Below are 25,159 nucleotides of genomic sequence, written 5' to 3'. Positions count from 1 at the left end.
TATTTTCAGATCAAATAACCAAACAATATCTATGAAATTAAAGCTATAATTAATGATTATTCACTTGATTTTTGCTGTAATTATTTAGATATAAACAACAACTCGACCTCTTAAATCTCCTTTATGAACATTACTACCATCGACATATACTATTCCCTTCCCCGGATCATTATCAAAATGAGCTTCTCCCTCAGAATTTGTTCGTTCATCACTTGACATTCCACCCGGAAGCCAGTTGCCTTCAAACCCTAACTGAACTCTCTTTCCGCTAACGGGTTTACCAGTACTTTTAGATACCACTTTTACACTAATCATAAATTTCTAAGCCTATTTTTTTAGTTACTACCTTTAAGTGAACCAAATAAATTTAGTAGTTTCAAGAGTAAAAGATCGGATTTGATCGGGAGTTTTATTACAATTTATTAAGCAAAAGATCGGATAAGTTCGGAAAAGATCGGATTAAAGTTGAATGAGGTAATATATACCATTAATTTTTCCTAGGAACTAAGAAAATAGAATCATGTTTTGGAAAATTTCATTAGAGTTCTTCCTGAAGTAATGGAACAGCGAACAAGTGATAGAATTGAGTTTAAATGCTTAATTCAAGAACATGAAAAATATATACAAATTGCCCCTAATCTTAGAACCACAACCTGAAGGCGGTTATACTGTAACTTGCCCTTTATTGCCCAATTTAATTACCGAAGCCGATACATTAGATGATGTGATTCCTAATGTTTCCGATGCTTTGTCGGCACTAATTGAAGCCTATCAAGAATTAAATAAACCGTTACCTTCCTTCCTACACCCTATCATAGAACCGACTATTATTTGGACGGAAACCTTAATTCCTATTTCGGCATAAGTTAATGAAATATAAAGAAGTTGTCAAAAAATTAAAACAGATGGGATGTGAGGAAATTCCCAGAAAAGGTGCAGGTTCTCACCGTAAGTGGTACAATCCACTATATTTATCTCATATCCTATAATAATACTTTCGATCGAACCTCTCCACTCCACAAAGCTCGATCGTCAAAGGCTGTGCTGCTCGATCGAACTCTTTTTCTGATAACATAGAAAATAATAATTTTGTGTCAAAAAGCCATGACTTTTATTTAGATACTTATTAACTAGCTTCGATATAATCCGTTAGAGATAATGGTAAAGGTATCGGTAAACCTTCTTCTCGCAATCCTTCCAAGTGAAAGGTGATCGCCTCCGTCATTTCGTTTTTAAGCTCCTCAATGGTATCACCTGTGGCAACACATCCGGGCAAATCAGGACAATAAGCCGAATAATTAGATGGTGCTTTTTCAATTACGATCGCATAACGCATAAAATCAACTCCTCTATTTTATTTGTGCTTGTTTCAAAATGCTATTAGCTGTACCTGGTGCTAAATAATCAGATAACTTACCCGATATTGTAACCAATCCTCTTTTAAGATCGTGTTTATATTGTCGATGACTACCTTTTGTTCTAATTAAATACCAACCATCTTTTTCTATGATTTTGATAATTTCTTTTACTTTCATTATTGAGAAAATTGTTTCAATATAGGTGAACGAAATGAGTGTTTTTTGTCAAAATTGATCACCTTCTTTTACAAATAAAATCAGAACGCACATATCCTGTCCATTGGTTCATACCTATATTAGTCCACATAGAATTATCTGAACCACGAGAAGTCCCAAAGACATCAAACAAATCAAAGCCAACGGGTAAAGTGTAATTTGTTTTGGCAAACATCTGAACTATCGTATTGCCTCCAGAACCTACTTGTTCTAATCCTCTGGGATGATTAACACTTGGTCCTTTTCTTATAGTTACTACACCAGTACCACTTCTGGTACAAATATAATGAGTTCCCTTGCCAAGATGATTACGCCAATTAAAAGGATATTGAGCTAAAACAGGATTACAAATAAAGGAACTAGAAAAAATGACTAAAAAAGTGATTAATTTTTGTTTATTCATCATAATTAACAATTATCTATCTTAAAATAACCACAAATTGACTTATTTTTAACAGTCATAATATCCGTAATAACTATTAACTTTACGGTGATAAGTTCTCTTACCGCTCCTAAAAAGTTGGACAAACTTGGACATCATGAAAAAATGACCCCAAATCTACCATTTTTGCGTTAACCGAACAGAATTGTTAACGACTCGTGACAAGGAATCTCGCCTTGTAATAAAAGTGTCTTGCGACTTGCCATTAAACCTGTCACTATGTAACTCATCTAATAGCTTGACCTCTACTTCTCTGTTAGAGACACTATTGAAGAAGCTATGTCGTTTTACACCCTTTAGCTTCTTCGACAGGGCATTCCAAAAACTCCAGACGTGCCGACTAGAATCAACTTGAACTAATCGGGCGTAACTGGTTGGAATACCCTCTTTTTTCTTAATGCCCGTCTTGCTAATACTAACCCTGCTGCTGTATCGCTCGACAAACCATAAAGTCTCATAAATTTTGTCAATCCCATTAAACTTGAAAAGGCAGGATTAACTTTTATTACTTCAATTCCATGTTTAAAAGCACAACTATTTAACATATCTAAAAAACAACTATAAGCAAAGTTTGATAACATTCGAGAATATTTAACTCCCTCTTCCTTCATTGTTGCTTTTTTTCGCTCAAAATCTAAATTTTCCACACTAATTGGACACTCATATTGATAGGCTAATTTGACTAATTTTTTCACAGCATCGCCGATAATTGCTTTTGTTTGATTAGTATTTTTATCTCGAACATTGATTTTAATTTGTCCTTTTGCTTTTAAATTTCCATCATGATCAACATAACTCCAACCTATTATATTAGGGTTTAAGTCTATTCCTAACATTCCATTTTTATTACAAGAGATAGTGGGAGTTTCTGGCAAATCAAAACTACAAAATACATACCATTTTTCATCTTTTTTAACAAATCTAAAAGTTAATGCTTGTTGATTATTTAGAGCATAATTTACATCACTTTGTCCATAACTAAATTTGACATTTTCGATTAGATAATACTTCCCAAAAATGGACTCATAACAAGATGGTACTCTTATTTTTAAAGTACCATTAGCTAATAATTGACAATTTTGATTACCATTCTTTTCATCTTTTGAACCCACTAAAGTAAATTGTGAACTACGACATTTTTGCCAGTCTTTTAACCATTCTTGGTGACTAGAATAACCATTCTCCTTTAAATTAAATTGAGCATACCATAGTTTTTTACCCCCGAATATCATAGATGGTTTTTCTTTTTAAAGTAACTAATCTATCTTTCAATATTGCTAATTTTCTTTGTTTTTGATGAATGGTAAATCTTAGTTTACTTCTGATTGATTTTTGATTTCTACCACAAGATAATGGTAATTTAGCTAATTTTTTCTTTTCACTGTCAATGATTTTTTGTAAACCTTTAATCTTTAATTCTGTTTGTTTTATTTGGCTTTTATAACACTCTTTTCGACTAGCTATTTTACCTTTTAAGATTATATGAATAGAGTTAAATTGACGTGCATTTATCCCATACTTTATTTGATAACTCTTCTTTAAATCATTGAGTTTTTTCCTTTTTCTAAATCTTTGCATAAATCTCTTTCAATTTTGCCAAAAAAACCTCCTATTAAATCGCAAAATTCTGCGACTTCTTGACTGATTAAGGTTTGATAAGTTATTTTACTCAAGATTTTTTGCTACCTCTTTTAATTGTTCTACGATTTGTTTGTTTTTATGACTTCTACTACCATATAATCTTGCTGAGAATACTGTAATTATTTCTAGTACATCTTTGGCTAAATCTTCCTCAAAACTAGAATCTTCACTTCTGTTAATAATTATAACTTCTGTGCCAAATATTTCACATAAAGAAAAGATTAAATCAGAACCAAATCGTAATAATCTATCTTTATGAGTAATAATTAATCGGTCAACTTGATAAGAACAAATTAATTTAATTAACCTAATTAATCCTTTCTTTTTATAGTTCATACCTGAGCCTAAATCTTGGATTATTTCAAAATCCCAACCATGACTAGAAGAATAAGATTCTAATACTATTATTTGACGATTTAAGTCATCTTTTTGGTCATAACTAGAAACTCTGGCATAACCAATTGTTAAGGAATTATCCGATTTATTTTTGAGTAAAGTAGAAATATCATATCGTCTATGTCCACCTTCTGTACGAGTAGAGGTTATTTTCCCCTCTTTTTCCCACCTACGCAAAGTCTTTGTGGATACTCCCAATAAATCAGATGCCGATTTTATCGATAAAAAATTGGACATTAAGCCTAAAAATCAATTATTATTTCCAAGTTTATCTAATATTGTCTAATTTTTCAAGGGCTGTTCAATAACCCTTGTTAAAAACAGATAAAGAAGTCCAAGAATTACCCCCATAAGCTCCAGAACTGGCTATTTGATAAGTATAATTACCATTTTGTGCTTTATAGATCCTCATAAAAGGATTTGACGTTGAAACATCACTAGCGGGTAAAACGATCGACTCCCCTGTTTTACGGGATTGACCTACATAAAAATACTCTAACGGCATTGGACAACCACTTTGGGGTTCTATATAGTATTTATCGCAAATAGCAGCATTAAACTCTTTAGTGCTGATGAGAATTTGGGTTCCCATGTTGAGATTTTCACAAAGGGGAGACACGTCACCAGCGACTGCTGGTAATTGAGATGTGATAGTAGTAATTCCTGAGCAAATAATTGCTGATGTTATTGATACTAACTTGTTGATTCTGTTCATAATTTTTGATTTATTAATTGTAACATTCTTCATACCAAGAAATTCTGTCATAATTATCGCAATTAGAAGCGGGTTTCCGATATATGGCTTTACCTTCTGGAGAAGCGGCAAAAGAAGCAACACAATCTGCTTGAGGAATGCAAAATGTTACGACTGCTATATTGCTACAATCTCTCATAATCATATTCGCCCAATAATTAATTAAACCACGGGAATTTAAAATATTCAAAATACGGTTTTGAGTATTTATAGAGAATTCGGCGTTATAGTTATTTCCCTCTCCAGTAGAGGCACTTAAACTCAATCCTAAACTATCTTCTCGGTTAGTAAGATTTCTCGGATCATAACCGCCACCTATATAAGTCGCAATAGAGACTTCTTTTACTCCTTTTTGGATCATTTCATTTCTCACTTGATTGAGGGTATTTTTGCAAGTGGAGCTTGAGAGGGTTTGAGTAGGGACATAAGAGTATAGAGGATTTGAACTATTTCCACAAGTTTCTGCATCTATGGGGGGAGAAATATAATAAGAGGGTGAATTTGTGCGACAACTTATCACTTTGTATTGCTGATCAGAGTTATATTTGACGAACCCTGCAAAACTATGGAGTCCTTCTCTCGTTGCCTTAACAATAATAATAACTTGATTGCGATCAGCTTTTTCGATTTTTACATTATATCCAGATAATGTTATCATTTGTCCTACACTAATTCCTGAATTTATTTCTAAATCTCTGATCGTTGTAATAAATCTGTTTTTTTCATAATGATATACTTGTTGATAGCGAAGAATCGAACTAAGAGCACTTATAGCTTCAATTTCCCTCGCTAAGTGTATTTGATTTCTTTTTGAGCTTGATTGTGCTTGAGATGCGATCGAAAAGTTTAAAAATAAACTTAAAGCAATTGCTGATGAAGTAAATAAGTTATAATTCATATTAAAATTAGTCTAGTAACATAGTTTATTAACAAAAGTCTTTTACAATGTTTGATAAAATAAATACTTATTCAGTAATTATTAAAACAATGAATTGGCAAGAACGAATTGTGATTGACAAAAATGTTTGTCATGGGAAAGCCTGTATTAAAGGAACACGCATTATGGTATCAGTTATTTTAGATAATTTAGCGGTAGGTGTTACCGTACCAGAAATTCTCAAAAGTTATCCTTCCTTGTCTCAAGAAGACATTTTCGCAACCCTTGCTTATGCGGCGGAATTAGCCCGTGAGCGTGTTATTTTATTAGCGGCATAATCATGAAGTTTAAAATAGACGAAAATTTACCCATAGAATTTGCCGAATTGTTACGATCGCAAGGATATAATGCCGAAACAGTTAAAGAAGAAAATCTTTGTGGAAAACCCGATGAAAATATTATTGAAGTTTGTCAGCAAGAAAATAGAATTTTAGTGACATTAGATTTGGATTTTGCTGATATTAGGGCTTATCCTCCTCAAAATTACTCCGGCATTATTGTCTTAAGGGCTTCCCGTCAAGATAAATTATATTTACTCTCGATTTTTGCTAAAATCATCCCTTCATTACGACAAGAAACTATCAATAACACTTTGTGGATTGTTGAAGAAAATAAAATAAGAATTAGAACCTAATCATATTCGGGGGGTGTGAATTAACTTACAAATGCCAATTAAATTGTCAAATTAATAATCCGAATCAAACATTTCTTCTTCCCCATTTCTCCTCTTTTCTGGTTTTTCCACCCAAATAAATATCTCAAAGTTAATAAATTTAAAGCCTTGAATGGGAACTAACTGCGGTTTTATTTTACTATAGCAATCAGGAATGATTCATGAGAAAGAAGCATACATTGATAGTTTGGGAAAACTGAATATATGTTCTTTAATTGCCCATTCAAATAACCACTTTACTATTTTGAAGGTTTTGCACATATTCCAGTATTTTCTTAATATTTCTTTTCCCTGTAACCAGACATCTTCTATGGGATTTTGTTCCGGTGCATTTGGTGCTAATTTTATACATTTTACCAACCAGTCTTCTTGTTCTTTTCCCTCATTTATTTTTCCTAAATACTCCTTTAATTCTTTACTTATATGATATTTTGCTCCATCCCAAATTATTACTATTTGACTATCCTTATTTTTTGATATTAAGTATTTTATAAAGTTTATTGTATTTTCTGTATTGCCTACTTCATAATCCTTAATAAATACCTGTCCTGTTCTATAGTTTACTCCCCCATAATAAGTTTGTCTCTCTTTTTCATTTCTAATTGGCACTTCTATTCTCTCTGCTTTTTTCCCCCAAACATATCCACAAATATCACCCCATAATAAGTGACATTCATCCACAAAAAATATTTTTAAGTTCCCCAACTCTATTTTTTCTTTATTTTTCTCGATATATTCCTTTATTTCTTCTTTTTTTTTATCCACTAAATCTTGATTTTTTTGTGGATTTTTCTTTTGGGATTTTTTCCATGATATTTGTCCTTCATCTAATAGATCATAATAGCTTGATTTTGCCTGATAAGTTACTCCGTACTTTTGGGCTATATAATATTCTAATTCCCCTAAGGTCAAACTTTCTTGACTGTTTAGCCATTGAAACAGTTCTGTTTTTTCCTCTTTACTCAAATATCCCACCGAACCTTTATATCCTAATTTGAGTGCTTCTATGCCATGAATAATATATTGTTCTTTCCATTTACTAATAAATCCTGAACAGACCTGGAGAATTTTCTTGATTGCCCGATGTGAATAACCTTGAAGGGTCATTCTGACTGCTAATGCCCTTTTTAATTCTCTAGAATCTGGATTTGATTCGATAAACTGGTCTAATTCTTTCACAATTTTTCTTACTAATTGTTTTTAGTATTTTCTCACAAATGATTCCTTATTGCTATAATAAATTAAATCAATTATTTGAACTGTTAAGAGCTAGAAAATGTTTACTTATTTTTGATGAATTAGAAAATTTATTTATTCCCAATCAACTAGCAGGACAATGTCAACCACAATACCAAGATTATCAAAATTTTTTCAAGAGAATCATGGAAACTGATCATCAAAGTCATGCTATTTTAATCAGTCAAGAAAAATGTCAAGAGATGAAGTATTTGGACTGTAATTTATACCCGATTAAATGTTTAGAGTTATCAGGTTTAAAGGATATAAATTTTTTGAAAAATATGGGTTTAAAAGATGAAGATAGCTGGTTAAATTTACTGACTTTATATGAGGGAAATCCATTTTATTTACAGAATATAATTTATTGTATTAATAATATTTTTGATGGTTTTGTCAGAGAGTTTTTAGCAGAAAAAGAATTGATTATTACTAAAGAGATAGAAATAAAATTACAGTTATTGTTTAATAGATTATCCCCAAAAGAACAAGAAATTGTATTGGTATTCTGTAATTCAGAAAAACTTTTATCCAGAGAAGAATTAAAAACAAGTTTGGATTTGTCGTCAACAAATTTAATTAATGCTTTAGAGTCTTTACAAAATAGATATTTATTAGAGAAAATTATAGAACAAAAAATTGTCTTTAAATTATCTTCTATTTTTCGATCGTACTTGATAAATAATTATTTAAATTAATCATCATTTAAGTAATAATAAAATCAGTATATTGAGGAATTTTATGATTATGAAAACTGAACAAAATATTCTCTTTGAAGACAATTTATGCTCGATCGAACTCTGTCTTACCAAGTTTTGGGCTGAAACTCAAAAGAATTAAGAATAACCATACTTTCCCCTGATTGTGCGAGAACAAATAACCCGTGACTATAGGCATAATTTGCCACCTCATCGGTAACTACCATCGCCGCTACTGCACCTAATGCCTTCATGTTTTGATACCTTGGCATCAATTGTTTAAACTTCTCTAAACGCTCCAAATGTTCATCCACATCTGGTTGAGTTAATTTACTCTTTACTTCCACTAAGACAACTTCCGTCTCATTCACCACCAATAAATCAATTTCTAAACCACCATCGATTCTTTTAACCGATACATCTGATTGTAACTCATGAACATCAACCCCACGCTCTCTAAATAAACGTACCGCCGCCGGGCGTACTTGCCATTCCACAAATTCTCCTAAACGATTACCCAGTTTACCTAACTGTTGATTTACTTGTTTGATTTGTCGATCGGTTTTTTGTGATTGCTCTTTCAAAATTCGATCGGTTTCCTGTAAACGTCTATCTGTTTCTAAGGATTGCTCTTTCAAAATTCGATCGGTTTCTTGTAAACGTCTATCTGTTTCTAAGGATTGTTCTTTCAAAATTCGATCGGTTTCTTGAAATCGTCTTTCTGTTTCTAAGGATTGTTCTTTCAAAATTCGATCGGTTTCTTGAAATCGTCTTTCTGTTTCTTTTTGAGCAGTTGCTAACTCTGCTAACAATTGCCACACATCATCCGCCGTCGTTGTCATATTTTTTTCTGAAATTTTTTACTTATTTCATTATATCTTACTCATATTTCAATATATGAAATTAATCTATAATTGAGAGTTTTGAAGGAGAAAAAGTAAATAAGACAAGGGAATTAAATTTAATAAATAATAACAACAAATCAATTTTAATAGTTTAAATCTCAATTATTGTACTCATTACTCGTTATTTATTGCTTATTACTTCTTGTCATGAATAAAGTTATAATTCACACATGGTGATTATTCAGAAGTTTTACGACGACTAAAGAAAATACCAGACATAACAATACCACTAACTACCATAGCAGTCAAACCCAAACCATTAAGAATCACATAAAAAACCCTTAAATCTTTGCCTAAATATGTTCCCTGATGAATAAACATAATCATATCCCCAATTTCATCAGATGCACCAAACCAACTTCTTGCAACTCTATATAAAATTCCCGTAAAAGCCGTAATAAATAAGGGTAAAAAAACGATTGGGGCAATTTTGCGATGTAATTTACGAAAGTCTCTACTATCCATTATTCAATACCTATTTTAAACTTGATAATATAGAGTATAAAAAACAAAAGTGAAAATCTAGGGAAGAAAATAATTTTGATATTAGCTTAAATGTCGAGAGAGGTTTCCCCACACCCTAAACACTCTCCCAAACAAAAACGTTTCGGTGTGGGAAGTATCTCAAGCAATAAAATAAACGTTCTATTTTGTCATAATTTGGAAAATTATGATAATACAAGAACAACCGCACACGGGCGGATAATGGTGATAACCAAGCCATATACATAAATAGGGTTTGCCTCATATTTTTTCAGCAGACCCTAAATATAACTCTATGATACCGTGTAAACGACCTTTGGGACGAGGGGCAAAGCCTATCGCCTCGATGTAAGACTAATATAGTCTAACTATATTGGCAATTGATTGGGTAGGAAGCCGAGACTGTAATCTTTGATTCAGTGTAGATAGTTCACCCAATTATCGGTAAATAAATTCGGAAAGTGCTACCTTGAGATAAAACACTTTCTACGGTGATTTTGCCACCATGATGAATGGCAATTTTTTCTGCGATGGCTAAACCTAAACCACTACCTTCTTTTCTGTGACTTCTTCCTCCTTCTCCTCGCCAGAAACGATGAAAGATATTTTTCAACTCTTGAGAATTGATACCGATACCTGTATCTTCGACAGTTATAATTGCCCAATGTAATTCTTTTTTTAAGGTGAAAATTACTTTGCCCTTTTTTGGGGTGTATTGTAAAGCATTGCTAAGAATATTTGTTAAAAGTCTTTGTACATGGGAAGCATTACCTTTAATCCATAAATTTGGCGTTAAATCACATTTTAAAGTTATCTGACTCGATTGTGCTTGTACTTCCAGTAAGTCGAATAAATCCTCACAAATCTCATCAAGGGGAAGTTTAATAAAGAATTTTTCCTTCTCTGTGATTTCTTTATCCATTCTCGCCAATAATAGTAAATCATTAACTAAAATATTCATTTCTTCTGTAGCAGAAACGATGGTTTTGATTTTATGGAGATTATCTTGACTTATTTCCTCATGGTTATTTAAAACTAAGTCAGCAGAAGTTTTAATCACCGTTAAAGGGGTGCGTAATTCGTGGGAAGCATCGGCGGTAAATTGTTTTAATTCTTGAAAACTGGCAATAATTGGTTGTAATGATTGTTTTGTCAGTAAAAATGCCCCACCAGTGGTTAAGATTAAGGCGAATCCGCCCCCTAAAATTAGACTGATTTTCAACCAAAATAAATTATTTTTGAGAAAACCTGTTGATTCTATAATTTTTATATAGCCAATTAGTTGATCATTTTTATGGTTTTTGATCGGTAAAATAAGGGAAAATAAGTTATTTTGATAGTCATAATATTTGTTTATTTTACTAGGAGAAAATTCTTCCCATTGTATGATTAAATTACCTTCTTTTACTAAAACTTTTTTTTCTTCATTTAACCATTGTATTGATATATCTTGATTACCAAAAAAATAAGGATTATTTTTATATACATTATTGTTAGCAATATTTATATTTGCTTCACTTCTATTAATTAAATCTTTTAATGTTAGGTTGAAATCATTAGGTTTAAAATATTCCTCATGTTCATGTTTGACTAAATCTAAAATTAATCCTGCATTTGTTGCCGTTTTTAGAGCATTATTTTCAAATTGTCGGAATAAATTATGGGAGATAATTTCATAAATAATTAAACTTGTCGAACCTAAAATTGCTATCATTATCCCTAGATAAGATAACATTAATTGTGATTTTATTTGTTGAAATTTATGAGGAAACATAGGAATTTAAACGATAGCCAATACCGTAAATATTTTCTATAATGTTAGTTTGTAATCCTGCTAATTTAAGTTTTTTTCTAATTCCTTTAATATGGGCTTTTACTGTTTCTTCTTGAGGTATTTCTTCCATTGACCATAGTTGATCTATAATTATTTCTTTAGTAAGGGTTCGATCGCAATTTATTAAAAATAGTTCTAATAATTGATATTCTTTCGGACTTAAATTAACTAATTTATCTTGATATTTTACTTCATATTTATTAGTATCTAAAGTCAAGTCTTCCCAAGTTTTAATAGAAGTTAAATGGGGACTATTTCTTCTTGATAAAGCCCTGATTCTTGCTAATAATAATTGTAAATCAAAAGGTTTAATAATATAGTCATCCGCTCCAGCATCTAAACCAGTAACTTGATCTAAATTAGTGTCTCTTGCCGTTAACATGAGAATTAATGACTGACATTTATTTTTTCTTAATTTTTGACAAATAGTAATACCATCCATTTTCGGTAAAGTTAAATCAAGAATAATCAAATCATAATTACCCATTTGAGCTAAATCATAACCAGTTTCTCCATCATAAGCTATTTCTATAATATAGTGTTTTTTTCCCAGAAATTCAGCTAAATTCTGAGCAATTCTGAGATCATCTTCTACGATTAATATTTTCATAAATTTTTGAAGAATTTAGTTATAAAGATAACTAACTTTAGCTATTAAGTTTGCATTTTTAATTTCAAAGGAAGATTATATCTAGTTTGTTTAAATATTTATTATAAATATTTAGATTATATTTTTGTGCATATAATTTCGTACCTTTGTATTGTTATTTAGTCCAAAAAGATCATCTCCAAAATTATCATCTAAATTATTACTATTATCATGGTAATTATCATCTAAATTATTGCTATTATCATAGTAATTATCATCTAAATTATTGCTATTGTCATGGTAATTATCATCTAAATCGTTGCTATTGTCATGGTAATTATCATCTAAATCGTTGCTATGATCATCATAGGGATCATTTTCCAAAATATCTGCTGTTAGTACTGGAGAACCATCTTCACGAATAATTGACACCGCCTCGAAATCGTTGTCATCGTAACTTCCTCTTACTGTTACTCTTTCTCCAGAGGTTAAATTTAAGGCTAGATAATCTCTTATATCGGCTTCGATCGAAATTTGACCATTGTCTGTTTCTAGGATAAACTTATTATCATCGAAAATTGCTCCTACAGTCCCCAAAATCTCAGAAATAGATGAAGAATGTTGACTCATGGATTTTAACCTCTTATAGTTTAATTGTCTGATAATCTCAGTTTAAAGAAGAAAAGTGAAAATCTAGGGAAGAGTGATAATTTTTAGTATTAATCAATAATTTTTAACTATATTACATTGAGATAAAAATTATAACAATACCAATAACAATACAGCTAATAAAACCATAAAATAAGTTTTGTTGATTTTGCCCGTAACTGTGAATTAAAGCCTCATTAGTTTTGAGGGAAATCATGAATTTTTCTTGATTATTCGAGGGTTTATGTATCCTTAAATCTCCTGTTTCATCACTAACTTGTCCGATGACTAATATTTCTCTGTCTATGGGTAAAATTGATTCTTTATAACGATAACCGAATATACGCCGACTACTGTTTAAAAAATTATTATTTAACATCAAAGAAAAGTTACCAAATTGCAACATTCCTCCTTCGCTGGATTCGTTGCGAAATTCATCTAAAATTTTAATAGTGTCGATTTTTCCTTCTTCAGGATTAACTATAATTCTACCAGTTTTATCTTCTAAAAAAAAAGGGATCGATCGAACATTTTCGGAAATAGTTTCAGTTTTTTTTACCATTCTTTCTTGTCGATTACCTTTACTATCAGAGGTGATTTCTTTTTCCTCATATTCCCGTTGTACTTTCATTTTATAATAAACACAGGGTTCTTGTTTAAGTTCTGATAATATAGGTTTATTGACGGTTATTTTTCCCCATATTTTGACATAATCTCGCCAATCTCCTCCACCTATTTCCTGACTAATAGAGTTAGCTGTACTAATTAATTCCTCGATATTTGTTTGTCTAGCGGATTGTAAACTTAGTAATTCTTTGGCTTGAATTTGTCGAATAATAAAAAGTACAATTCCGATAATTATCAAAATAATTCCCAATAACATTTTTTTATTTTATTGATAATAGTTTTAAAATTATATTAGATTATTTTTTGCTTTATTTATTAATAAATAAATGACTATTTATTTGACCAAGGATTTGCTGATTGATCACTAATATACACCCAAAAACGATCGAGCAAAGTAAAATTATTTTCAGGATTTTTTTTACAGTTGTTTTGATAGATAATCGGCGGTGGATTCTACCAGTGCGATCGCATATTCATAGGCGATGCGAGTAGGTCCAATAATACCGACACTTCCTGCAGGATATTCCCCTTGATAATAATAGGCAGAAATTAAACTACAAAATTGCATCGATTCTAAGGGGTTTTCAGAGCCGATCGAAATTTTTACCTTTTGACATAATTGATTTTCTTGAGTATTAAAAACTAAAGGAAAAAGCTGATCTTGTTCTTTTTCAATCAATTTTAGTAAAATCTTTATTTGTTCTATATGAGCAAACTCAGGTTGTTGTACTAATTTTGATAATCCTTGAGTCAAAATAGTTGTATTGTTAGATAAACGATAATTAGCTTTAATTTTATTTAATAAATTATTAATAAAATCAGCATAAACTAAAAAATCATTACTTAATTCACTCCAATCTAAACTACTGATTTCTGTCAAAGATTTTCCCTTTAATTTGTGGTTCAAAAAATTAGATAATATTTCTAACTCTCGATCGATCATTTCCTGACAATCATCATCATGGGGTATCTTTAATTGTTGACTATCAAGTAAAATAGATTCCGTTTGATAATTGTCAATTACCATGACTAACATTATTTGATCATTAGCTAATCGAACCAGTTGCAAATGATGAAGAATATTACTAGCAATTTGAGGCAAAGTAATTAAAGCAATACAACCACTTAAATCTGCCAAAATATTAGTGATTTTTTGAAACAAAATTTCGTAACGACCAGAAACCGTTTTTATGGTATCATTTATGATTCGATCGACTGGAAATTTCATCGTATTTTCAGTATCAATTAATTGATCTACATAAACACGATAACCAGAATCAGAGGGGATTCTCCCCGCCGAAATATGAGGTTGATAAAGAAAACCAGCCTTTTCTAACTTCCCCATCACATTACGAATAGTAGCAGAACTAACGCTAAAATCATATTCATCGATTAAAGTTTTTGAGCCAACAGGCTCGGCAGTCGCAATATAATGTTTTACGGTTGCCTGTAAAATTTTGCGATGGCGTTCATTGAGTATAATTTGAACAGTCATCTTAGAGTATCTATTTTGTTATGAAAAAATATTGATTAAACTTATTGTAAAGGTTTTTAAAAAAAATAAAGTATTTCTCCTATTTCCTGTCTCCTCTCTCCTGTCTCCTATATCTTATTAGCAAGAGTTAAATTACGAAACTGAAGGGCTTGTTTTTCAATTTTTTCAGCCAAACGGTTACAAACAAGGTGAGATAACTCAAAAATTAGGCTATCCTCCACATAGTAATAAGCCGATGTACCTTCAGGGCGACGGTTAATAATTCCAGCCTGTAGCATAATTTTTAAATGTTTAGAAACATTCGCTTGACTCGTTTTAGTCTCCTCAACCAATTCTTGAACACATTTTTCTCCATCCCCCAACAGATTGAGAATTTGCAAACGCATGGGGTTACTCAAAATATTAAAGTATTCTGCAACTTGTTCAATAATTTCTGAAGGTACTGGTTGGGGTGTAACCATAGGACTTTTATTAATTTACACTTACATTTTACAATGAACTTTGTCCAAATCCCACAAAAAATAATTGAGAATTGACAATGGATCATAGATAATGAATTAGGATTAATCTATAAATTTAGGAGTTGAGTGATATTTTCTTTAAAAAATCAAAAGTAACTCAAACCACCTTAGAAAAAAACTATTTACGACTCAAAAGAGAACTCATAGGTGGTTCAATACTTTTAGGAATAGTCTTTCTCACTGGTACACTTTGGTTTTGGTTAATCGAAGAATGGTCATTAATCGATTCTGTTTATATGACTATGATCACTTTATCTACCGTGGGTTTTGGGGAAGTAAATCCTCTGGACGATCGATCTCGATTATTCACCATGGTGCTAATATTAATGGGGATTATCGTCATCGGTTATTTAGTGAATCGAATTACCGAGGCTTTTTTACAGGGTTATTTTCGAGAAAGTATTCGTTTAAGACAAAAAAGAAACGTGATTGATAAATTATCCAACCATTATATATTATGCGGTTATGGGCGCACGGGGAGTCATGTAGCGAGGGAATTTGCCGTAGAAAATATCCCTTTTATTATCATTGACTCAGAATTAGATGAGATTGAAAAAGCCCAACAACAAGGATATTTAGTGCTTCAAGGGGATGCTACTTTAGATGAATATTTGTTATTAGCAAAAATTGAAAATGCTGTTTGTATTATAGCAGCTCTTAGTTCTGATGCAGATAATCTCTATACTGTTATGTCTGCTAAAGCTCTTAATCCGAATATTCGTGCGATCGCCAGAGCTAGTACGGAAGAAGCGGTAAAGAAATTAGAACGAGCCGGAGCCGATGCGGTTGTTTCTCCCTATATTACGGGAGGAAAAAGATTAGCCGCCGCCGCCTTACGCCCTCAAATAATGGATTTTGTTGATGGTATTCTCAGTGGTGGAGAAAGGGCTTTTTATTTAGAAGAATGTTTATTAGATGAAAATAATTGTCCTTGTATTGGTCAAACTTTAGCAGAAACTCAATTAAGGGCTAAATCAGGCGCTTTAGTGGTGGCTATTCGTCGTTGTGATGGTAGGTTGATAGCTGGACCTACTGGGGATAGTGTTTTAGAAGCGGGAGATTCTTTAATTTGTATGGGTACAGCAGAGCAATTAAGAATCTTAAATAATATTTTAAGTCCGATTAAGTCCAAGAAAAATTGAGTTCACCTGAGTGACCTGAGTTCGATATAAAAATAGGTGAGGGCTGACTTGGAAGACTCCGAAGACAGGAAGACAGGAAGACAGGAAGATTGTATTTCTGATGAATGAATAAAATTCTCTCAAAAGTACATCAAATATTGAGAATTTTTCTCCCTGTCCACTTGTCCACTTGTCCACCTGTCTAGTTTTCATCATTTTCTTTATGTCGAACTGAGGTTGTTGTAGAGGCGTAAAATTTTACACCTCTACGAGAGGTATTGTCGATGTCTAATCAAACAAATTATTCAGAAAATTCAGCATCGATGACATCATCACCACCAGTTTTTGCTCCAGTATCACCGCCACCTGTGGAATCAGCCCCCGGAGGGGTTGCACCACCAGATTGTTGATAAATGTTAGTGCCGATGGTGTATAGTACCTGTTGCAATTCAGGCATGACGGTTTTAATTTTCTCATCATCGTCTTGAGCAACGGCATCACGAAGTTGGTTAATTAAGTCTTCGGCTTTAGTTTTATCATCACCAGACACTTTATCACCCAATTCGCTTAATTGTTTTTCTGCTTGATTAACTAAAGAATCCGCTTGGTTTTTACGCTCTACTTGCTCCCGTCTTTCTTTGTCGGAGGCGGCATTAGCTTCCGCTTCTTTCACCATACGATCGACTTCATCATCGGGTAAAGTAGAAGCACCAGTGATACTAATAGATTGCTCTTTACCAGTACCTTTGTCCTTAGCAGTTACGTTTAAAATACCGTTAGCATCAATATCGAAGATAACTTCAATTTGAGGTACACCACGAGGAGCAGGAGGAATACCATCTAAACGGAAAGTACCTAAACTCTTGTTATCTTTGGAAAATTCACGCTCACCTTGTAAAACATGGATTTCCACGTTACTTTGTCCATCCACTGCTGTAGAGAAGGTTTCCGATTTTTTGGTGGGGATGGTGGTATTTCTGGGGATAATTTTGGTCATTACACCGCCGAGGGTTTCTACACCTAAAGAAAGAGGGGATACATCTAATAAGAGAATATCTTTGACTTCTCCTGCTAAAACTCCTCCTTGAATAGCCGCTCCCACAGCTACCACTTCATCGGGGTTAACGGTTTGATTAGGCTCTTTTCCAAGAACTTTTTTAACTACTTCTTTGACAGCAGGAATACGAGTTGAGCCACCAACTAAAACAACTTCATCAATATCACTAGCGCTGAGTTTAGAATCTTTGAGCGCATTTTGTACAGGAATAGCACATCGATCGATCAAATCAGAACATAAAGACTCAAATTTAGCTCTTGTTAAAGTTAATTCTAAGTGTTTAGGTCCGTCTTGGGTAGCGGTAATGAAGGGTAAGTTAATTTCTGCTTGAGACACGCTAGAAAGTTCTATTTTCGCTTTTTCGGCGGCTTCGGTAAGACGTTGTAAAGCCTGTTTATCTTTGCGTAAATCAATGCCTTCTTTGCCTTTAAAATCTTCGGCGAGGAAGTCCACAATTTTTTTATCAAAGTCATCTCCTCCTAAGTGGGTATCCCCAGAGGTTGACAAAACTTCAAATACACCGTCTCCCACCTCCAATACAGAAACGTCAAATGTACCTCCGCCTAAGTCAAATACTAAGATGGTTTCGTTACTTTTTCTATCTAAGCCATAGGCTAAAGATGCCGCAGTAGGTTCGTTGATAATACGTTTTACTTCAATCCCCGCAATTTTTCCAGCGTCTTTAGTCGCTTGACGTTGAGAATCATTAAAATAAGCTGGTACGGTAATTACGGCTTCGGTGACAGTTTCCCCTAAGTATTTACTAGCATCTTCCACTAATTTGCGCAAAACTTGAGCAGAAATTTCTTCAGGAGAAAATTGTTTACCCTGAGAAGGAGAATCTATTTTGACATTGCCACCAACATTTAATACTTTATAAGATACCTCTGTGGTTTCGTTGGTAACTTCATCATATCTTCTACCGATAAAACGTTTAACGGAATAGAAGGTATTTTCGGGATTCATTACCCCTTGACGTTTAGCGATTTGCCCGACTAATCGATCGCCATTTTTAGCATAAGCAACTACAGAAGGTGTGGTTCTAAAACCTTCAGCATTAGCAATAACTACTGGTTTTCCGCCTTCCATTACTGCTACACAAGAGTTAGTTGTACCTAAATCTATACCTACGACTTTTCCCATATATTTTTTTTCCTTTTATTATATATAATTTTCTATACATTAAAGATTGATCATTGATAATTAGCAATTTTAAAATTTATTTGTTAACTGTCAATATTCAATTATTAATTTCCTATTTCTATAGTGAGGGAAGCGATCGTTTTCTGGTAGTGTAGTTTTCCGTACCTTTAATTAGGGGAATGGGGAGAGAGGGAGACAGGAAGACAGGGAGACAGGAAGACAGGAGGATATTTTATTTTTTCGGAGTAAGAGTTTCAAGCCTTTTTGCACTAAATGTAGTCAATGATGAACGAAAAAAAGTATTTCAACTAAGGTGTTTTTCCTTGACAATATTCACCATAAAGATTAATATAATCCATAATATTTTCTACTGCTAAAGGTCGTAAATTTCTTTCGGATAAAGGAAATTGATTCAAAACTAATTGATGAATTTGATAAATATTACACCATGATTCTGGGTTAGATAAATTATTTTGTCCTTCTACCAAAGCACGAATAAAATGAGCAGTAAAATTATCAGGTAATTCTAAGGCTACTGAGGTTAATAATTCTAAGGGAGTTATCTTAAATAAAGAGATTGAACTATTTCGATCGAGAGGTGATAAATTTAAGTAATCGTCCATGGCTAAGAGATAACCTAAAACAAATTTATCTGAATAACTAAGCTGTTCGATGGTTAAATCATTTATTTTTAAACCTTTACTTTTAGCGAAACCTTCTAAGAATAAATAACTATTATTTTGTCCTTCAAAATTCCATCCTAAAGCATTAATTACTGCTGATTTTTCATCTAAAGGTGCTTTACTTAATAAAAACTTTAATATTTTTTCATCGATTATTTTCGTCTTTTGTGCTGTGGAAATAATCTCAATATCTTGATAGTAATTAGCAATATTTGTACTGGTTAAAGGGCTATCTGCTTTAGCTGAATTAGGTAATAAAAATAGGCTAGATATACTTAATAATCCTAAAAAATACTTACTTATATTTGTTTTTGATCTTGGTTTTCTCATATTTTTAAGTCACGATATTTTATCACGGAAAGGAGCAAAAAACGCAAAGATTGACGAAATTATCCGATAATTGAATGGCAAAAGGTAATTAAGAAACTCAATCAGGCTTTCTTTAAAATTAAATTATAGTTAATAATTTATATATATTCGATCGATATGACTTTAACACAGGTTTGGGGAATGTCCATTATTCTTGTCGTCTCTCCTATAATTGGCGCAATTCCTCTTATTGATTGGTTTACCTATGCAGTATCAGGGAAGGATTTAAAGAAATTAGGCACGGGTAATATTTCGGTGTCGGCGGCTTTTTATCACGGGGGAAAATTGGCAGGTATCTTGGCGGTATTGTCGGAAGCAGGAAAAGGTATTGCTGTAGTGCTTTTAACTAGGCTTTTCTTTCCTCTCGGTTCAACTTGGGAAATTGTCGCTATTATTGCTTTAGTCTTGGGGCGCTTTTTTTGGGGTAAAGGGGCAGGAGCTACGAATGTCACTTGGGGAATTGTGACTCATAATCCTCTAGCTTCCTTATTAATTGCTTTGTTGGGGGGAGTGAATTTTACTATCTGGCGTGAGAAGCAAAGCGGTAGAGTTGGGGTTTTGGTGTTGATGGTAGTAATCTTGTCAGCACTAAAAATTCATGATAGTATTTATGTTTTAAGCACGATCGTACTTGCTAGTATTTTAATCTGGATATACCAAAATATAGGAGATGATCTACAATTAAGTTCTAATCAAGTTAATGGGGAGTCTGCTAAGGTGTTTCGTTTTTTTAGGGGTGATAACGGTATTCTCAGTTTAAATGATGTCTTAAATCCTCGTCAAGTGGGCGCTAAAGCAAGTAATTTATCTCTTTTGTCTCTATGGGGTTATGATGTACCCCAAGGGTGGGTAATCAAAGCTGGGGATGATGTTTTTAAACTCTGTGATTTTTTACAACCTTCTTTAAGTAATCCCTTGGTAGTTCGATCGAGCGCTTTAGATGAGGATTCTTTGACGGCTTCGGCGGCAGGAATTTATGATAGTTTTCTCAATGTGACGGATAAAAATAGTTTGCAACAGGCTATCATTGCTTGTTTATCTTCCTATGATAGCTCGATCGCACTTAATTATCGTCAAGGTAATCAAGAAAAAGCTCAAGGTATGGCTGTTATCGTACAGCAACAAATACAAGGTTTATATTCTGGTGTAGTTTTTAGTAGAGACCCTGTAAATCAACTAGAAGATTGTGTGTGCATCGAAGCCTTAGCCGGATTGGCTACTCAAGTTGTCTCAGGGGAAGTTACCCCCGAAGCATATCGAGTTTACTTCCCCGATGAAACTTTACAAGGGGAAGGTAATACCCCTAGAGAAGTCTTGATAGAAGTGGCAAAAATGGCGAGGGAAATCGAAAATTTATGCCAAGGGCAACCTCAAGATATAGAATGGACTTATGACGGTGAAAAAATTTGGTTATTGCAAACTCGTCCTATTACTAACCTTCAACCATTATGGACAAGAAAAATTGCCTCAGAAGTGATACCGGGTGTAATATGTCCTTTAACATGGTCAATTAATCAACCTCTTACCTGTGGTGTTTGGGGTGATATTTTTACTATTGTTTTAGGAAAAAAAGCTCAGAATTTAGATTTTGGTAAAACGGCTACTTTACACTATCATCGAGCCTATTTTAATGCCACTCTTTTAGGGGAAATTTTTAAGCGCATGGGGTTGCCTCCTGAGAGTTTAGAATTTCTTACCCGTGGTGCTAAATTTACTAAGCCTCCCTTATCTACTACTCTCATTAATTTATTCGGATTATGGCGTTTATTAAATCATGAATGGAAGTTGCACAATCGATTTAATTATGATCTCGATCGACATTTTAACCCTTTATTGGATGAATTGACAGAAATTGATCCTCATAGTTTATCTTATCAGGATTTGTTAAGAAGAATAGATGATATTTTAACCACCTTAAAAAAAGCCACTTACTATAGTATTTTTGCTCCTTTAAGCTATAGTTTAAGACAAAAAATATTAAAGGTTTTACCCGAAGAATTAGACTATCGCAACATTCCCGAAATTGCCTCTATTAATGATCTCAAAAAAATTGCGATCGATGCCCGAAAACTATTGTCTAAAGATGAATTAGCCTCGATCGACTTAACTAATTACGCTGCTTTTTTTGCCTATTTAACAGAAACCAATGAAGGGGAATCTATTTTACAAAACTTAGAAAAATGTTTAGATAAATACGGTTATTTAAGTGAAGTTGCTACCGATATATCTGTTCCTCGTTGGCGTGAAAATTCTAAGCAAATGAAGATAATATTTACTAAATTTGTGGGGGATAATTTTACCGAATCAAGTATTACAAAACTAGAGAAAAAAAAGGATAAATGGAAAGTTAATACAGTTCAAAAAAGACTAGAATTAAAAGGAAAAGTTAGCACAATTTACTCCCAATTTTTAGCTCATTTACGTTATAGTTTCCTTGCTTTAGATAAAAAACTATTGACAGAAAATAGGTTAAATCAAGAAAACGATATATTCTTTTTAAAATTAGCAGAAATAAAAGATTATATTATCCAAAAAAATCAAGAATTAAACATAGTTAATATCGTAAAAGAAAGGAAATTGGAATGGGAAGAAAGCAAAAAAATAACCACTATTCCTTACCTAATATATGGTAAACCTCCCCACATCGATTTAACCTACCAATACACTCCCACCCTGACAAATTCTTGTCTTCAAGGTATCGGCGCCAGCGCTGGAATTGTTGAAGGTAAAATTAAGATATTGAAAACCCTCACTGACACAGAAAATATCGATTCTGATACTATTCTAGTTGTACCCCATACCGACTCAGGTTGGTCAACTATTTTAGCCCAAGCTGGAGGCATAATTGCCGAAGTTGGAGGAAAACTCTCCCACGGTGCGATTATCGCTAGAGAGTATGGTATTCCTGCGGTAATGGACATTAACCACGCTACAGATATTTTACAAAATGGTCAATTAGTGCGGTTAAATGGTGTTAAAGGTACAGTGGAAATTATCAATGAAGAATTGAAAATGCAGAATTGAGAATGAATAATTGAGTCGCTTTAGCAGACGGTAGCTATTAGCCTTGTCAATTTATTGCAAGGCGGTTAATGGGATACAACAATAATTCACAAGGGTTAAAACCCTTACTACAAATTTAGATAGAATTTAGGGTAGTTTTCAGTTGTTCTTTTAATTGTGCTACGGTTAAGTTGTCTAAGTCTGGAATAATTTGTGAGTCTGGTAATTTGTTTAAGACTTCTTTTAAATTTTTCCACATTTTTTGACTTAAAGAAACGTCATTTTCTAACTGATAAATATTTGCTAATTCAATATATGCTGAAATGAAATTAGAGTCTAAATAAATAATTTTTTTCAAGAGTTTTTTTGTTTCTTCTAAGTTGCCTTGAGCATCGGCTAAGTTACTTAAAATATAGTGGGGATAAACCGCAAAGGAATCTATTTTTAAGGCTAAATTACAGTATTTTTCCGCTTCTAAATACTCTCCCATATTGGCATAAATTTCCGCCATCATTTGATAGGGTAAGATATTTTTTGGATATTCTTGAATTAACTTTTTCGTATTTTCGATCGCACTCTTATAGGATTTTTGTTTGATTAATTTAGACGTTTCAATAAATAATAAATTTTCCTCAATTTTTTTCGTTATTGGTGTAGAAGTAGGAGGATTTGAAGTTAAATTTTGTAATGTATTGTTAAAAGTATTGTTGGTATAAAGAGGTTCGATCGAAGGAGTAAAATTATTAGTAGGTAAAGGCTTTATTTTAGGGATTAAAATAGGTGAAATATTATTAATTTCTTTCGATAAAACTTTATTTTCAGATACAGAATTTTTAGATTGAGTAAAAGAAAAAGATACTTTTTTTACTTGATTTGGATCATAGATATAAACGAGAGATTCAGGGAAACTTTGAGCCTGAAAATGGGAAACTTTAGAACTATCAACTTCTGCATGACCAGTCATTAAAAATCCCGAAATATTGAGAATATTCTTAAATTTATTTACTACTTTATGGATAGATTCTGTATCAAAATAAATGAAAACATTACGACAAATAATCAAATCGATGTTGTCTGGAGACGGATTTAGTTGATCCCATGAATCATTTACTAAGTTAAAATAATGAAATCTTACCATTTTTTTATATTCGGGTAAAATCTCATATTGCTCATTATTTTGTTTAAAATAACGCTCTTTTTTTTCTTGAGACATACTGCGTAATGACCAATTACCATAGATACCTTTTTTTGCTTTTTCTAAAGCATCTAAATTAAGGTCTAATCCCGAAATATTAATATTCCATTGGTGAATATTGCCAATAATTTCTGAGGCTAAAATTGCTAAAGAATAGGCTTCTTCTCCCGTAGAACAACCAGCACTAATGATATTCAGATTTTTTGATGAATAATTTTTCTTAATTAACTCAGGAAAAACATAATTTTCTAAGATTTTAATTTGTCCTTTATCTCTAAAAAAATAGCTCTCTAAGTTAGTTAATACTATGGCTAATTTTTGCCATTCTTCATTACATCTTCTAGTATTTTCCGTTAATAATTTATAATAATCTGATGCCAAAGATATTTTATTAGCATTCATTCTTTGAGAAATATTTTTTGCAAAATTATTTAAGTCTTTTTGACGAATACTAATACCTATTCTTTGATTAATTAAATTTAAAAATTTATTTTGTAAGTCTTCATTCAGATGATCCATATTTTGCTTTAAGATATTTATTCTGTTTTTTTTATGATAAAAATTAATTGAGAATTTAAGGTATTTTTCTTATATATTATTTTGGTTCTTCTACTTTGAGTATGATAAATTATTGATGAAGGTAGGCAAAAGGCAAAAGACAACAGAGAATTTCAAAATTAATAATTTATAAAAATTAGATTTTGATTTTAGTGTAAGCCTTATTTAATAAAAATTATAGCTTTTATTTCCTACTAATTTATCATCACTACTGTAGAAGAGCCTTATTTTTTATATTTTGTATAAATAATTATATTTTAATTAAATTTATTAACTCTATTTGCTTAACTATAGTTTCATTCTTAAAGAAAATTGATAGTCTCCTCCTACTTCTAATTGATAATCATATTTTTCTAAAAAACGAGATAAAGGCTCTTGAATTAAACTGCGTCCAAGGGTAGGATTAACTGATAATTTGCCCATGAGAAAATACCAGCGAAAATACCATTCATAAGTACCTGCTTTTACTTGTCCTTCAATTTGTCCTTTTTGCCAACATTGACTGATAATAGTTACTTGTACGATCGTTTCTGGTAATGACATAAACAATTAGCATTCGGTTTTTAGTCATTTTATA

General features: G+C 32.3%; 29 protein-coding genes. 7 read left to right on the top strand and 22 right to left on the bottom strand.

Going from position 1 to position 25,159, the window contains the following annotated elements; all coding sequences use genetic code 11:
- Window positions 1-84: 84 nt before the first annotated feature.
- Window positions 85-315 carry a hypothetical protein gene (locus SYN6308_RS10325; RefSeq protein WP_017294361.1) on the bottom strand — a complete coding sequence of 77 codons (231 nt, stop codon included), beginning with the start codon at window positions 313-315 and terminating at the stop codon, window positions 85-87.
- 295 nt (window positions 316-610) lie between these two features.
- Between SYN6308_RS10325 and SYN6308_RS10320 the strand changes: the two genes are divergently transcribed.
- Window positions 611-865 (top strand): type II toxin-antitoxin system HicB family antitoxin, encoded by a 255-nt coding sequence (locus tag SYN6308_RS10320; RefSeq protein ID WP_017294360.1) that lies wholly within the window; start codon window positions 611-613, stop codon window positions 863-865.
- A gap of 4 nt (window positions 866-869) precedes the next feature.
- Window positions 870-989: a type II toxin-antitoxin system HicA family toxin gene (locus SYN6308_RS24545; RefSeq protein WP_144051425.1), complete on the top strand. Its 120-nt coding sequence runs from the start codon at window positions 870-872 to the stop codon at window positions 987-989.
- Window positions 990-1,126: 137 nt separating this feature from the next.
- Here SYN6308_RS24545 and SYN6308_RS10315 read toward each other — a convergent pair whose 3' ends face one another.
- The 8 genes from SYN6308_RS10315 to SYN6308_RS10275 all read right to left on the bottom strand — a co-directional run bounded on the left by SYN6308_RS10315 (window position 1,127) and on the right by SYN6308_RS10275 (window position 5,705).
- The gene (locus tag SYN6308_RS10315) at window positions 1,127-1,336 is read right to left on the bottom strand and encodes a type II toxin-antitoxin system HicB family antitoxin (RefSeq protein WP_017294359.1); all 210 of its coding nucleotides are present in this window, start codon (window positions 1,334-1,336) and stop codon (window positions 1,127-1,129) included.
- A 13-nt stretch (window positions 1,337-1,349) separates the two neighbouring features.
- Window positions 1,350-1,535: a type II toxin-antitoxin system HicA family toxin gene (locus SYN6308_RS10310; RefSeq protein WP_017294358.1), complete on the bottom strand. Its 186-nt coding sequence runs from the start codon at window positions 1,533-1,535 to the stop codon at window positions 1,350-1,352.
- 58 nt (window positions 1,536-1,593) lie between these two features.
- Window positions 1,594-1,980, bottom strand: a complete 387-nt coding sequence (locus SYN6308_RS10305) for a hypothetical protein (protein ID WP_144051424.1) — start codon at window positions 1,978-1,980, stop codon at window positions 1,594-1,596.
- Between the two features lie 392 nt (window positions 1,981-2,372).
- Window positions 2,373-3,248, bottom strand: coding sequence for an IS200/IS605 family accessory protein TnpB-related protein (locus tag SYN6308_RS25520; RefSeq protein ID WP_026102019.1), 876 nt, complete (start codon window positions 3,246-3,248; stop codon window positions 2,373-2,375).
- Entirely contained in the window at window positions 3,232-3,594 is a 363-nt protein-coding gene (locus SYN6308_RS25515; RefSeq protein ID WP_026102018.1) for a hypothetical protein, read from the bottom strand. Before SYN6308_RS25515 ends, SYN6308_RS25520 begins: the two co-directional genes overlap by 17 nt.
- 87 nt (window positions 3,595-3,681) lie before the next feature.
- On the bottom strand, window positions 3,682-4,290 hold the full coding sequence (locus SYN6308_RS10285; RefSeq protein WP_017292865.1) for an IS607 family transposase: 609 nt from the start codon (window positions 4,288-4,290) through the stop codon (window positions 3,682-3,684).
- Window positions 4,291-4,354: 64 nt separating this feature from the next.
- Complete coding sequence (locus SYN6308_RS10280) at window positions 4,355-4,768, bottom strand: hypothetical protein (protein WP_017294356.1); 414 nt, start codon at window positions 4,766-4,768, stop codon at window positions 4,355-4,357.
- Between the two features lie 13 nt (window positions 4,769-4,781).
- Window positions 4,782-5,705 (bottom strand): type IV pilin-like G/H family protein, encoded by a 924-nt coding sequence (locus SYN6308_RS10275; protein WP_017294355.1) that lies wholly within the window; start codon window positions 5,703-5,705, stop codon window positions 4,782-4,784.
- Between the two features lie 89 nt (window positions 5,706-5,794).
- Between SYN6308_RS10275 and SYN6308_RS10270 the strand changes: the two genes are divergently transcribed.
- Both SYN6308_RS10270 and SYN6308_RS10265 read left to right on the top strand, forming a co-directional pair.
- On the top strand, window positions 5,795-6,022 hold the full coding sequence (locus SYN6308_RS10270) for a DUF433 domain-containing protein (RefSeq protein ID WP_026102017.1): 228 nt from the start codon (window positions 5,795-5,797) through the stop codon (window positions 6,020-6,022).
- Window positions 6,023-6,024: 2 nt separating this feature from the next.
- Complete coding sequence (locus SYN6308_RS10265; RefSeq protein ID WP_017294353.1) at window positions 6,025-6,378, top strand: DUF5615 family PIN-like protein; 354 nt, start codon at window positions 6,025-6,027, stop codon at window positions 6,376-6,378.
- A 198-nt stretch (window positions 6,379-6,576) separates the two neighbouring features.
- Here the strand turns inward: SYN6308_RS10265 and SYN6308_RS10260 are convergent, their stop codons facing one another.
- A complete protein-coding gene (locus SYN6308_RS10260; RefSeq protein ID WP_017294352.1) occupies window positions 6,577-7,596 on the bottom strand; it encodes an IS630 family transposase in 1,020 nt (339 codons plus the stop codon).
- Window positions 7,597-7,634: 38 nt separating this feature from the next.
- Here SYN6308_RS10260 and SYN6308_RS22260 point away from each other — a divergent pair, with 38 nt between their 5' ends.
- Entirely contained in the window at window positions 7,635-8,351 is a 717-nt protein-coding gene (locus SYN6308_RS22260) for a hypothetical protein (RefSeq protein ID WP_017294351.1), read from the top strand.
- Between the two features lie 107 nt (window positions 8,352-8,458).
- Here the strand turns inward: SYN6308_RS22260 and SYN6308_RS10250 are convergent, their stop codons facing one another.
- From SYN6308_RS10250 to SYN6308_RS10215, 8 genes are all read right to left on the bottom strand, one after another.
- Window positions 8,459-9,193 (bottom strand): hypothetical protein, encoded by a 735-nt coding sequence (locus tag SYN6308_RS10250; protein ID WP_017294350.1) that lies wholly within the window; start codon window positions 9,191-9,193, stop codon window positions 8,459-8,461.
- A 240-nt stretch (window positions 9,194-9,433) separates the two neighbouring features.
- Window positions 9,434-9,721 carry a hypothetical protein gene (locus SYN6308_RS10245; protein WP_017294349.1) on the bottom strand — a complete coding sequence of 96 codons (288 nt, stop codon included), beginning with the start codon at window positions 9,719-9,721 and terminating at the stop codon, window positions 9,434-9,436.
- Window positions 9,722-10,169: 448 nt separating this feature from the next.
- Window positions 10,170-11,453: a sensor histidine kinase gene (locus SYN6308_RS10240; RefSeq protein ID WP_158412754.1), complete on the bottom strand. Its 1,284-nt coding sequence runs from the start codon at window positions 11,451-11,453 to the stop codon at window positions 10,170-10,172.
- A 46-nt stretch (window positions 11,454-11,499) separates the two neighbouring features.
- Complete coding sequence (locus SYN6308_RS10235) at window positions 11,500-12,183, bottom strand: response regulator transcription factor (protein WP_017294347.1); 684 nt, start codon at window positions 12,181-12,183, stop codon at window positions 11,500-11,502.
- A 111-nt stretch (window positions 12,184-12,294) separates the two neighbouring features.
- Window positions 12,295-12,792: a hypothetical protein gene (locus tag SYN6308_RS23370; RefSeq protein WP_017294346.1), complete on the bottom strand. Its 498-nt coding sequence runs from the start codon at window positions 12,790-12,792 to the stop codon at window positions 12,295-12,297.
- Between the two features lie 112 nt (window positions 12,793-12,904).
- Window positions 12,905-13,693, bottom strand: a complete 789-nt coding sequence (locus SYN6308_RS10225) for an E3 ubiquitin ligase family protein (RefSeq protein WP_017294345.1) — start codon at window positions 13,691-13,693, stop codon at window positions 12,905-12,907.
- A gap of 162 nt (window positions 13,694-13,855) precedes the next feature.
- Window positions 13,856-14,932, bottom strand: a complete 1,077-nt coding sequence (gene hrcA, locus SYN6308_RS10220; RefSeq protein WP_017294344.1) for a heat-inducible transcriptional repressor HrcA — start codon at window positions 14,930-14,932, stop codon at window positions 13,856-13,858.
- A gap of 107 nt (window positions 14,933-15,039) precedes the next feature.
- A complete protein-coding gene (locus tag SYN6308_RS10215; RefSeq protein WP_017294343.1) occupies window positions 15,040-15,393 on the bottom strand; it encodes an ArsR/SmtB family transcription factor in 354 nt (117 codons plus the stop codon).
- A 122-nt stretch (window positions 15,394-15,515) separates the two neighbouring features.
- On the opposite strand from SYN6308_RS10215, the gene SYN6308_RS10210 reads away from it, so the two are divergent.
- Entirely contained in the window at window positions 15,516-16,595 is a 1,080-nt protein-coding gene (locus SYN6308_RS10210; RefSeq protein WP_017294342.1) for a potassium channel family protein, read from the top strand.
- 280 nt (window positions 16,596-16,875) lie between these two features.
- Here the strand turns inward: SYN6308_RS10210 and dnaK are convergent, their stop codons facing one another.
- Together dnaK and SYN6308_RS10200 are read right to left on the bottom strand one after the other, a co-directional pair.
- Window positions 16,876-18,774, bottom strand: a complete 1,899-nt coding sequence (dnaK, locus tag SYN6308_RS10205; protein WP_017294341.1) for a molecular chaperone DnaK — start codon at window positions 18,772-18,774, stop codon at window positions 16,876-16,878.
- Between the two features lie 308 nt (window positions 18,775-19,082).
- Window positions 19,083-19,787 carry a hypothetical protein gene (locus SYN6308_RS10200; protein ID WP_017294340.1) on the bottom strand — a complete coding sequence of 235 codons (705 nt, stop codon included), beginning with the start codon at window positions 19,785-19,787 and terminating at the stop codon, window positions 19,083-19,085.
- Window positions 19,788-19,943: 156 nt separating this feature from the next.
- On the opposite strand from SYN6308_RS10200, the gene SYN6308_RS10195 reads away from it, so the two are divergent.
- The gene (locus SYN6308_RS10195) at window positions 19,944-22,850 is read left to right on the top strand and encodes a glycerol-3-phosphate acyltransferase (RefSeq protein WP_017294339.1); all 2,907 of its coding nucleotides are present in this window, start codon (window positions 19,944-19,946) and stop codon (window positions 22,848-22,850) included.
- Window positions 22,851-22,965: 115 nt separating this feature from the next.
- Here SYN6308_RS10195 and SYN6308_RS23365 read toward each other — a convergent pair whose 3' ends face one another.
- Entirely contained in the window at window positions 22,966-24,543 is a 1,578-nt protein-coding gene (locus tag SYN6308_RS23365; RefSeq protein ID WP_017294338.1) for a CheR family methyltransferase, read from the bottom strand.
- A gap of 327 nt (window positions 24,544-24,870) precedes the next feature.
- Window positions 24,871-25,125 (bottom strand): DUF3146 family protein, encoded by a 255-nt coding sequence (locus SYN6308_RS10185; RefSeq protein ID WP_017294337.1) that lies wholly within the window; start codon window positions 25,123-25,125, stop codon window positions 24,871-24,873.
- Window positions 25,126-25,159: the final 34 nt, after the last annotated feature.

The sequence above is a fragment of the Geminocystis herdmanii PCC 6308 genome (assembly GCF_000332235.1).
Classification (GTDB): domain Bacteria; phylum Cyanobacteriota; class Cyanobacteriia; order Cyanobacteriales; family Cyanobacteriaceae; genus Geminocystis; species Geminocystis herdmanii.
This window is presented reverse-complemented; position numbering and strand designations above follow the sequence as displayed.